9 protein-coding genes are annotated in these 11,597 nt (G+C 52.1%); 2 read left to right on the forward strand and 7 right to left on the reverse strand.

Features of this window, described 5'->3' with window-relative positions; genetic code table 11:
- Positions 1-63: 63 nt before the first annotated feature.
- Both I2G69_RS06270 and I2G69_RS06275 read left to right on the forward strand, forming a co-directional pair.
- Entirely contained in the window at positions 64-1,776 is a 1,713-nt protein-coding gene (locus tag I2G69_RS06270; RefSeq protein WP_087231055.1) for a sensor histidine kinase, read from the forward strand.
- Complete coding sequence (locus I2G69_RS06275) at positions 1,754-3,367, forward strand: response regulator transcription factor (protein ID WP_195560430.1); 1,614 nt, start codon at positions 1,754-1,756, stop codon at positions 3,365-3,367. The genes I2G69_RS06270 and I2G69_RS06275 overlap by 23 nt, the downstream gene beginning before the upstream one ends.
- 184 nt (positions 3,368-3,551) lie before the next feature.
- On the opposite strand, the gene I2G69_RS06280 is transcribed toward I2G69_RS06275, so the two are convergent.
- The 7 genes from I2G69_RS06280 to I2G69_RS06310 all read right to left on the reverse strand — a co-directional run.
- Positions 3,552-4,613 carry a galactose ABC transporter substrate-binding protein gene (locus tag I2G69_RS06280; RefSeq protein ID WP_330608923.1) on the reverse strand — a complete coding sequence of 354 codons (1,062 nt, stop codon included), beginning with the start codon at positions 4,611-4,613 and terminating at the stop codon, positions 3,552-3,554.
- A gap of 24 nt (positions 4,614-4,637) precedes the next feature.
- Positions 4,638-5,609: a substrate-binding domain-containing protein gene (locus I2G69_RS06285; protein ID WP_195560431.1), complete on the reverse strand. Its 972-nt coding sequence runs from the start codon at positions 5,607-5,609 to the stop codon at positions 4,638-4,640.
- Between the two features lie 160 nt (positions 5,610-5,769).
- Positions 5,770-7,551: a sensor histidine kinase gene (locus tag I2G69_RS06290; RefSeq protein WP_195560432.1), complete on the reverse strand. Its 1,782-nt coding sequence runs from the start codon at positions 7,549-7,551 to the stop codon at positions 5,770-5,772.
- 55 nt (positions 7,552-7,606) lie between these two features.
- Positions 7,607-9,259 (reverse strand): response regulator transcription factor, encoded by a 1,653-nt coding sequence (locus I2G69_RS06295; RefSeq protein WP_195560433.1) that lies wholly within the window; start codon positions 9,257-9,259, stop codon positions 7,607-7,609.
- A 61-nt stretch (positions 9,260-9,320) separates the two neighbouring features.
- The gene (locus I2G69_RS06300; protein WP_191441901.1) at positions 9,321-9,503 is read right to left on the reverse strand and encodes a hypothetical protein; all 183 of its coding nucleotides are present in this window, start codon (positions 9,501-9,503) and stop codon (positions 9,321-9,323) included.
- Positions 9,504-9,844: 341 nt separating this feature from the next.
- Positions 9,845-11,056, reverse strand: coding sequence for a galactose/methyl galactoside ABC transporter permease MglC (mglC, locus tag I2G69_RS06305; protein ID WP_191441904.1), 1,212 nt, complete (start codon positions 11,054-11,056; stop codon positions 9,845-9,847).
- 112 nt (positions 11,057-11,168) lie between these two features.
- On the reverse strand, positions 11,169-11,597 hold a 429-nt coding region (locus tag I2G69_RS06310; RefSeq protein ID WP_195451148.1), incomplete at its 5' end, for an ATP-binding cassette domain-containing protein.

An 11,597-nucleotide genomic window follows, 5' to 3' on the forward strand; every position in this document is an offset into this window, starting at 1 on the left:
CGATTTCATTATAAAATAGTACTTAGAACCGTTCCCAAACTATACAGAAACGGCGTGTGCGCTATGAACACTCACATTTCTTCCAAAAAGCAAATCCTCCAGGTATTGATGCTCTTCGTCGTGCCGTTGGTCCTCTTCCTGACCGGCTACAATTTTTATACCATGCGCGCGATGAACGAACGCGTTGCGGAAAGCAACCGCAGCGCTGTTTACCTATATGAAAGCTCCCTGGAGAAGGACCTCCAGGATATCGACCTATTCCTCGCCAACCTCGTGGTGGGCGACACCAATTTTCAAAGGCTGCACAGTGAAATGGAGCCCGTGGAAGCGCACCTTTGCGCCAAACAAATCGTGGACCGCTATCAGGAGCTGATCTCCACAAAACAGATCATCGGGGGGATGTTCCTATTTACCGAGCCAAACGGCCTTTACCGGGAGATATACGGCGGGGCATATTCGTATTCGCTTAAGGAACAGATGCTCACGTATTTTGAACAGCTCACCCAATCCGGTTCGATCGACCGCAGCCGTTGGCAGGTCCTGTCCTTGGATGGGCAGGCATTTTTGTACCGCGTACTGGGCACCAACGGCGTCTATTCGATCTGCGCCGTGGATCTCGACATGCTGTTGGCCCCGCAGGACTCTACCGACCCATCCAGCGGCGTGCTTCTCTACACAGGGCCGGATGGAACGCTGCTGACCTCAGTGGAATGGGCGCAGGGGGCAAACATCCAAATACAGTACACCGACGACGCCTTTTACCTGACGGGCGCAGGCAAGTATCTCGCTGTACAGGACTATTCCGATGTGGCGGGGGTCTGGTTTGTCTATCTAACGCCCTACCAGAATTTGTTCCACCAGATGGACTTCCTCCTTTTGTTCCTGATGTCCGCCGTCCTCCTGATTTTGCTCCTGGTCTGCTGCTATATCTTAAAGGGCCTGTTCCTAAAACCGATGGACCATCTGGTCCAGACCATGAACGCCATCAAAAGCGGCGACCTAGATGCAAAGATGGAGACCAACTACCGTGTAATGGAATTCCAGCAGATGAGCGATACCTTCAACGGGATGATGGAGGAAATCAAATCGCTGAAAATCTCCGCTTACGAAAAAGAACTGGAATTGCAGCAGGCGCAGCTGCAATATTTGCAGATTCAGATCCGCCCCCACTTTTTCCTGAACTGCTTGAAAAATCTCTACGCATTGGCACAGGAGCAGCAATATGACCGGATTCAACGGATGATCCTGGCCCTGTCCGACTACCTGCGCTATCTGTTTTCCAACAATATGACGTTTGTCCCCCTACAGGATGAATTGCGCAGCGTCAAGCGCTACCTGCTGCTTGAGCAGATGAGCGCTTCCTGCCCGCCTGTCTGTGAAATCGACGCGGACGAACGTCTTTTAGACTTCCAGATCCCTCCCATGTCGATCCTGACCTTTGTCGAAAACTCGGTGAAACATGCCTCCCTTCCCGGGGAAGCCCTTTCCATCTATATCAAGGTCATGGAGCTAAAAACCGAAGATGCCCAATACATCAATATCTCGATCTCCGACAACGGCAGCGGCTTCCCCCCGGAAACCCTGGAAAAACTCAACCGTGCGGAAAAAATCGAGTACACCGGGCAACACGTGGGGATTCTCAATGTAAAGCACCGCTTTGCGCTGCTTTACCAGGGAAAGAGCATCTTCTCCTTTAGCAACCTGAAAAAAGGGTCCCGGATTGAACTATTTATTCCAGAAGAGGGTGGAAACGATGACCGTTCTTGTAGTCGATGATCAAACCAATGTGGTCAGCGGGATTATTTCCGGGGTCCATTGGAGCGATATCGGGGTGTCGAAGGTCCTGCCGGCCTACAATGCCTTCGAAGCAAAGCAGGTTCTCTCCACAGAGAAAATCGACATTATGCTCTGCGACATTGAAATGCCGGTGGAAAGCGGCCTTGACCTATTCCGCTGGGTCCGGAAGCAAGGGCTAGATACCGAATGCATCTTCTTGACCGCCCACGCCGACTTTTTTTATGCAAAAGAGGCAGTCCGCTTGGGCGGGTTCGACTATATCCTCCAGCCTGCCCGGTATGAGGACATCCAGGCTTCCGTCCTGCGGGCCGTCCAAAAAGTAAAAAACCGCCGGGAGCAGCAAGAATATTATTCCTATGGCAAGATGATGTACCGCCGGCGGGACGTCCTACTGGAGGGGTTGCTTAAAGGATGGTATATTGGCGAGGATGTCCAGCTCGCTTCGATTTTGGAGGATTTCGAAAAGCTGGAATGCCCGATCCGCGCGGACACGCCCATCTATTTCGTTTTGATCCAACTGCTCCGCTGGAATAGTCAGGACGGCATTTGGAACCGTGACCTGCTAAAATATGCCTTTTCGAATATCTTATCGGAACTTTTCGCCCAATACGGCCAAAAAATCCTCCTGGTGCAGTTGGACCGTGCCTCCTTGGCGTTTCTCTCTTATTCCGATGAATCCGTTTTTATGGATGAATCCGCCCTGCGCCGGCAGCTTACCGCATTTACAGAGGTGTGCCAAGCCCATTTCCATTGCGAAGTAGCCTGCTATTCCGGGCCTCGCCTGTCTCCCCCTGAATTGACTGCGCGCACCAGGGAACTCTTCCGCCTGCGGAACCGGAATGTGGCCCTCGCCAGCGGGGTGTTCTTTCCAAACGAATCGCTGGAGGCCCCGCAAAAACATGTGGACCCTCCCAGCCTGAAACGTTGGGAAAGCCTTTTGGGAAGCGGTTACGCGTCCCTTGCCTGCGACGAGGCCCAAGCCTATTTGGACCACCTCGCCCAGTCCGGCGCGCTGGACGCAGAGAATCTGCAACTTTTTTATCAATCCGTGCTCCAGATGCTTTGCAATGCGGCGGAAACAGCCTCCGTCCCACCGGGGGGATTCCTGCCAGAACAAAAACTATTCCAGCGTTCCTTGAACACCTACCTGACGATTGACGATGTAAAAAACTGGATGTCGCATGCTTTCCGCGCATTCCAGGCGGACGCCCACCCCAAAAAAGACACCCAAAGCCAGATGGAGCAGATCGTCCAATATATCCAGAACCATATCGAGCGGGATGTCCGGCGCACCGAGATCGCAGAAGAATTCTATCTGAATCCGGACTACCTCTCGCGCCTTTTTAAAAAGGAGATGGGGGTCCAGCTCAAAGATTTTATTGTGGCAGAAAAGATGAAGGTGGCGCAAAACCTCCTGCGGACCACTGCGCTCCCGGTCAGCATGGTTGCAGCAAAAGTTGGCTATACAAATTTCTCCCATTTTTCCCAGGTCTATAAAAAGATGATCGGCCGTTCCCCCGCGGAAGACCGTGCCTCCCAAACGGAAAAGCCCAGCGATTTTTCTGTCTAAAATGGTCGCTACAAAACCTCCAAGCGATGTTGCCCTTTGGGAGAGGACTAAAAAAACAGCCCTGGGCTTTTCCCCAGGGCTGAGAGGCCCGCGGCAATGGAACTGTGCCCCTCTTGTTATCCAGTATATCAATACCGTCTAACAAATGGGGGTCAGTTTCTAAAAGCCGCAGGCCTCTTTGCGTTCATTCCGATTGGGTGAGATAAGCGATCTCCTGCCCTACATTTTCTTTCGTAACAATCCGATGGGGCGCCCGCACATATTGGCCGTTCATCCCTTCTACCACTTGCTGGGGGTCGCTGCCTTCCGTGAGCGCACAGGCAATATCCAGCATGGCCTGTGCCTGGAGCTGTGCATCGTTGACCACAGAACCGAGCATTTCCCCATTCTGGATCGCCTCCAGAGCGGCAAGCGTCCCGTCAACCCCCACTACGACCGGTCCATTTTCAAGCATATCCTGCGCTTTCAAGGCGTCAATCGCGCCGAGGGCCATGTCGTCGTTGTTGCTGAGCACCACTTCGATTTCATCACCAAATTGGCCGAGCCAGGAGGTCATCTTTGCCGTACCGAGGGAACGCTGCCAGTTGGCTGTATCGTTAGCCAGCTTTTCCATCTGTACGCCGCCGGCCGTGATCGTTTTCACCGAATATTCGGTGCGGATCAGGGAATCCTGATGTGCTTGTTCCCCTTCCAGCATCACATATTGCAGCTTTCCATCCCCGTTTTTATCGATCCCCGCGTCTTTTTTAAGCGCATTCAAGATGATCTGGCCCTGCATGATCCCGGATTCTTTCGCATCCGTCCCCACGTAATACGCCCGGTCCCACATGCGGATATCCTCTTCCACCGGCTCCCGGTTGAAAAATACCACCGGGATATCCGCCCGTTTCGCCTTATCGATGATGACCGCCGCAACGGTGCGGTCCACCATATTCACACAGATGACATCGTACGAACGGGAGATGAAATTATCCACCTGGTCGTTTTGGTTGGATTGGCTGTTTTTTCCGTCCGCAATATTCAGGATGATCTTTTTGCCTGTCTCGCTCTCCATTTGTTTCGAAACCCTCTCCAGGTCATCGCATAGGGCTGTGATAAACGTATCGTCGCTGCGGTAGGTTGCCACGCCGATCCGGACGGTTTCGATCTGTTGTTCTGGGTTGTTGGTTTCGCAGGAAGCGGAGAGCGCAAGGCATGCCACCCCCAATAGCGCACACAGTGCCCTTTTTACAAGTCGCTGTATCACGGTATCGCCCCTTTCTTCGGCCGCTTAACGGACAAATGGGAAGAGCAGCCTTTGATTTTCTGGAGAATACATATCCGCAGAATTAACAATGGCAAAATTGATGGTGGCGCTCTCAGCCTCGTTCCCCTGGATCTGGTCGACCGCCGCCTCCACGCCCAAATAGCCGATATTGAACTCATTTTGCACACCGATGGATGTGATGACTTTCTCCTCCAAGTAGGAGACAACCTGGTTTGTCCTCCCTACCCCATAGATATCCACCGTGGTCACGCCGGGTGGGCTGAGCTCTTTTTCGGCCCGGGCCACAGCTTCCAGCGTAGCGCCATCTAACGCCACCGCCTTGTTGACGTCCTGCCGTTGCAAAAGCGTTTTTGCCGTCTCATAGGCCTGCGTTGGATCGTCCGGGATCTCCCAAAAGCTCAATTCCATCCCATATTGTTGCAACACTTCCAACACGCCCTGGTAGCGCTCCTTCACACTGGAGCAGGAAAGGCTGTTTTGTAAAATCGCGACTTTGGTGCCTTTGCCCCCGCTGGCAAGGATTTCCTCCCCCAGCGCCTGCCCAAGGCTGACATTGTCGCAGCCAATATAGGGGAGTGTCTCCATCCCCGCCACCGTGGATTCGATCGCGACGACCGGCACATGTTTTTGGGCCTCCTCAATAGGGGCGCGCAGGTCTTCCGAATTGGCCGGCGCAATCAGCACCGCATCCGCGCCATTCTGCACTTCCCGGTTCAGGAGGGAGATCTGCTCGGACGCATCATTCTCACTGGAAAGATAGATCGGCGTAATCTCTACATTCAGGTCGTTTGCCGCCTGTTCAATCCCCTGTTCAATGGTGCTCCAGCTTTCTGTCTTTTTTCCGCGGGCAATAAAGGAAATCTGAATCGTCTCGTCCTGTTTGGGGCTCCAAACACTATCGCCGGACAACCGCACCAGGGAGACGCCCAACAATAAAAAAACAATTGCGACCACCAATATTTTTTTCTTACTCATGAAAAACCTCCAGCACGGCCCACGCCGGGATGTTTTTTCCACAATCCTTCCGGCAAGTGTTGAAAACCCTTCCCCTGGCGGGACGGCGCGTCCCCCGGACCTTTGGGCTTTGCCTGCGCACCGGGCCGTTCTTCCGCAGTCCATCCAAAGGGACCGCTTTTTAGGTGACCGGCAAATGGATGCGGGCTGTCGTCCCTTCGTCCGGCTCACTGTAAAGGGAGAGGCCGTAGTCGGCGCCGAAATAGAGCTGGATGCGCTCTTGCACATTTTTAAGCCCGATCCCAGACCCCTTCCCGCGCACCTTCCCTGTATCCTCAGTCAGCAAGGCGTCGGCCTGTTCTTGCGGCATGCCGAGCCCATTGTCCACCACGTCAATATACAAGTCTTTGCCCTTTCGGTATGCGCGGATGTGGATTTCGCCATCCCCATCCATAAACTCCATCCCATGGTAGATGGCGTTCTCCACCAACGGCTGTACAATCAATTTGATGGTCTGGCAGCTGAGTGTCTCCGGCTCTGCGGTGATGTCGTAGGAAAACTTATTTTTATAGCGGATCTTTTGGATCGTCAGGTAATTGCGCACATGTTCCAGTTCGTCCGCCACGGTGATAATATTTTTCCCCTTGGACAGGCTGATCCGGAACAGCTTCGCCAAAGCGGTAACCATCTGGATTGCGCCCTCATACCTTTCGTTTTCCACCATCCAGACAATGGAATCCAAGGTATTGTAGAGGAAATGCGGGTTGATCTGCGATTGCAGGGCGTCCATTTCACTCTTGCGCTTGCTCTCTTGCTCTGCCACCACATCGTCCATCAGCTTCCGCATCTGCTCCGCCATGGACCGGATCGCCTTGCCCAAGTGCTGGATCTCGTACGACCCTTTGATGCTAATATGGGCACCCAAATTCCCCTTTTCCAACTCTTTGACGGAACTCTCCAAGGATTTGATGGGATTTGCAATCCTTTGGGAAAGGAACATATTCACCGAAATCAAAAGAAAGATGGCAAAACAGACAAAGAACATCGAAAACATCTGGAATTGGCTATAGTCGTTCGTAATGTCCGGCATGGGCACCACGCCGACAATGCGCCAGCCCGTATACCCGACCGTTTTAACGGTCACCAGGCGCTGCTGGCCTTCAAACGTCTCTGTGTGGGTGCCGTCTTCATATTCCGCAGCCTGCCGATTATTTTCATGGAGCAAGTCGGAGTAAATCAACTGCTGGCGCGGGTGATAAATAATCTCGCCGTTGGAATCGATGAGATACAAATATCCCGATTCCCCCAGGTCAACATTTTTGCAGATCTGTTCAATGCCGCTGAAATTCATATCCACCAGCAGCACGCCGTGCACGATGGAGCCGCTGCGCGTAAGTTCAATGGAACGGCTGAGGGACACCACCCAGTTGTAGCGGTTGTCGGAATTTATAAACAAATTCTGCACATGCGGGGTGGAAAAATGCAAATTTTCGATCCGTTCGTTTGCGTCCACAAACCAGTTTTGGCTCTTTGGGTCCACCGTCGCCTTCAGCTGGGAGAGCGGCTCCGCTGCAACCACTTCGCCGTTGTCCGTAAAGACCGCCACGCTCACCAAAAGATCCCGGTTCGTCTCATAGAGCAGCCCCATATCTTTGGTGAGGCTTTCCATATCTGTATCGATATCGACATTTTTGATCACGCGGTAATACATCGAATCCGAAACGCGCATCATATTGTGCAGGTAATTATCCAGGTTCAAATTGACCTGGTTCAGCATGCGGCGGTTGTCGTCGGAAATCATTTGCTCGTTGGAGTTGACAAATCTTGCAGACAGGATCACCGCCACCAGGATCATTCCGGTCACCGCCACCAGGGTAAAGGTGATCGAAATCGTAAACTGGAGGCTGCGTTTCTTAAAGGCATGTTTGATTTTTTGCGTGAGATATCTCAGGCGTCTCAGCATTACAATCCTCCAAAGGGTATGCAACTGCGCAGTCCATCCCTTCCAAATGCGCCGCCTATTCCGGACGGCCCTTGTCCACATCCTCTCTCACCGGTGGAGCAGACTGGCGGTATTTGGACGGGGAGACCCCGAAGCGCTTTTTAAAAACATAGCTGAAGTAATTCGGCTCCGTATAGCCCACTTTCCCAGCAATTACATACGTCTTATCATCCGTCGTGTTTAGCAAATTCAGCGCATTCTGGAGACGGACCTCTGTCAAGTAGGAGACAAAGCTCATTTCCGTTTCCCGTTTAAATACGGTGGAGAAATACGCGGGGCTCACATGTAGAACGGCACAGAGCTTTTCCACGGAAATCTCCGGATCCATATAATGTTCTTCAATATACTGTTTGGCATTGCGCGCCAAAAGCTTTGTGGAATCCAACCGTTCCCGTTTTACCTGCGCGCTGATCCGGATACAGCTTTCGGTCAGCCATTGGCGGATCTTAGAGGGCGAGTGGGAAAAGATCGTTGTAAAATAATTAAATTCCTCGCCAAAAATCTCATCCGTGTTGAGTTCATAGGTGCGCACAACGCGCAGCAGGGACGTCACCAGCTCCACCAGATATACCTGGACCTGCGCCACAGGGATCAACTGCGACTCGAAGCGGGAGAACATCTCGTTGATCACCTTGGTGATCTCCTCTTCCCCGCCCAGCTTAATCGCATTGACGAGCGTGCGCTCCTCCTGCTCGCCAAACTGCAACTGCACGGACGTATCCGGCTCCACATCCTTGATATAGATGGCGCGCCCTTCTCCCATAATGGCACTGTAATCCAGGGCGCTTTGCGCCTCCTGGTATGAGCGGCTGATCTCATTGAGGTTGGTGCACAGCCCACCGATGCCGGCGGAGATATCCCCGCCCCAGATGCGCCCTGCGCTCTTGCAAACTTCGTTCAAGCCCGTGATCAGGGAGGCGACGCTGCTTTCCGCCTGGAAGTCCGCCAGGATGACCACATTATCCATATAGAGGAAACTGGTAAAATGGCAAAAGCGCCCCAGCATTTCCTCCACGGTCTTTGCCACGGAAAGCGAGACCAGATCCTGCGCGCTGCGCAGCGGGCCTGCATTGGCCAGCGCCTGGGAGGCGTCGCCCTCCGCATGGACCAGCGCAACCGTCCAATATTTTGCATCCAATTTCAATTGGAATATCTCGGCCTGCGCCTGTACCCGCTGCCGGGGCACGCGCCCTTCCAACAGGCCAACCAGGAATTGCTCCCGCAAGACGGGCAGGCTTTCCTCATAATTGCGCCGCAATTTTTCAATATCACGTTGATCCGCGAGCTCTTGGTCCAGCTGGCTTTTCAACTTTTTGAGCGTCTGCGTAAGCTCCTGCGCATTGACCGGTTTGAGCAGATACTCTGTAACATTCAATTTGATGGCCTTCTGTGCATATTCGAAATCATCAAACCCAGAAAAAATAATCATTTTTACAGAAGGCATCTTTTCTGCAATATGCTCGCACAGCTGCAAGCCATCCATAAACGACATCTTGATATCGGTCATAATCACATCCGGGTGCAGATGCTCGGCCAATTCCAACGCTTCCACACCATTTTCCGCACTGCCGACTACTTCATATCCCAAAGCATTCCAATCGATCTTGCGGATGATTCCTTCACGAATCTCCTCCTCATCATCCACCACAATTACACGATATTGTCCCATAGGAAACTCCTTTATTGATTTTCAACCAGCGGTCTTTCCCGTAGCATTTCGCAAATTTTGCTTAAAAAACGGCAATTTTTCCATCTATTTGATCGGTGTTTAAATTTATTGTACCATTCTTACACAAATTACGCAATACTTTCCGTTTCATCAGCACTCCTGCCATCATTGCCGCATGGGCAGGCACTTTGAAATTCACTTCCATAGGATATCCCTTTGGAACGGCCACTTGGCTTATAAACAAAAATTGTATTCCTTTATTTTAACAGATTCTTTGCCATTCTGCTTCAAATTTGGAAAATTTCCTCCCCTAAAGCCATTATTTTTTGCCAAATGCCCTCTGGAGCCCGCGGTATAACCCCATGTCCCTTCTTACAGCTGTACAAAGTTTTGCCCATATCCCCCTCTTTTGCCCGGCCATATAGGAACTGCGGACCGCCTCCCGGCTTTTCCTCCCGCTATAAGGCCCGTTCCATATGGGAAATGCATGCAAATCCACGTTCAAGGGCCCCCCAAAATGCCAACCATAAAACAAAAAGCCTGTTCCGGCAAAGCCGGAACAGGCTTGAATTTTCGTAATATAAATTACTTTCTTCTGTACTTGGACAGGTCGATTGCAACAGCGATGGCGATGATGATGCCCTTGATCACCTGCTGCCACATCGGGCTAACGCCGATGAACTGCAAGCCATACTGGATAACCGTGAAGATCAACACGCCGCTGATGATGCCGCCGACGGTACCGATACCGCCGTTCAACGACACACCGCCGACCACGCAAGCTGCGATTGCATCGAGCTCGTAGCCGTCGCCGTAGTTGTTCGTTGCACCAGCCGTTCTAGCTGCTTCCAGAACGCCACCAACACCATACATGAAGGAAGCGAGGATGAAGATACCCATGATGGTCTTGAATACGTTAACACCGGAAACAACAGCTGCTTCACGGTTGCCGCCGATTGCATAAACGTTCTTACCAAAGACCGTCTTATTCAATACGAACCAGATAGCAATGGTGAACACAACGGCGATCGGAACCAAAACAGAAATTCTACCAAACAGCTTGGTCTGGCCGATTGCGGAGAAGTCCGGACGGATACCGCCGATCGGCTGGGAGCTGTTCGGAGGCATATCGAAATACAGGGAACATGCGCCGTAGATCATAACCTGGACAGCCAAGGTTGCGATGAAGGGGTGCATGTCATACTTTGCAACCAGGAATCCGTTCAAAGTACCAAACAGCATGCAGGCGATGATTGCCACAATAATCGGCAGGAATACCGGCAGCTGCGGAAGATCCGGATAGAACCGGTTCGCATAGGTAGCCGTCTGCAACATGGAGGTGGAAACAACTGCCGCCAAGCCGACCATACGGCCTGCGGACAGGTCGGTACCTGCAATCAACAGAGTGAAGCAGATGCCCAAAGCGATGATCATTCTCGTGGAAGACTGCGTCAAGATGTCCAAGAGAACCTGAATCTGCATGAAACGGGGCTCAATGAAGCAGATAACAACAACCAGTGCCAGCAATGCCAGCATAATGGCGTTATTCGTCAAGAAATTCTTTGCCGATCTAGCAGAAAAAGATACTTCCGGATGAAGGCGCTGCCCTCTTGTCATTTGTACGATACCATATACAATTGCGATTACGCCAATGCCAAGGACGAACCACGGCAAGTCAAAGGTCTTGCTTGCATCCAATGCAAAATTGAAAATGACTCCCAGGATCGCAAGTACTACGCCTACAATGACGAAGGCCACTGCATACTGTTTGCGAGGGACTGTCTTTTCTCCTTGCATACCCATTTACCTCACTTTCTTTTATTATACATCTGCGTTTCGCGCGACGAAACCAACAGATATATGGCGGATTCGGAAATCCAAAACCGTGCCATGCCGGCCGCCGGTTTCTTTACATAAACTTGGTAGCCAGACGCATAACCGAAACGGAGTCCGCCTCTTCGCGGTCCAGGAAGCCCGTCACACGGCCTTCGCACATGACCATCACGCGGTCCGCCATGCCCAGCAATTCAGGCATCTCCGAGGAGATCATGATGATCGACTTGCCTTCCTTAATCAGGTCGTGCATGATCGTATAGATCTCGTATTTCGCACCGACGTCGATGCCGCGCGTCGGTTCATCCAGGATCAGGATATCCGGATGCGTCAAGAGCCACCGCGCAATCAGAACCTTCTGCTGGTTACCACCGGACAGGTTCTGCATCAATTCCTTCATGCTCGGCGTCTTGGTGTGCATGCTCTCGTTGGATTCCTTTGCCGCCTTAAAGCGCTTGCCTTCCTGCAAGACGCCGTGCTTTGCAAAACTCCTCTGCGCCGCAAT

This window comes from Anaeromassilibacillus sp. D41t1_190614_C2 (assembly GCF_015558525.1).
Classification (GTDB): domain Bacteria; phylum Bacillota; class Clostridia; order Oscillospirales; family Acutalibacteraceae; genus Anaeromassilibacillus; species Anaeromassilibacillus stercoravium.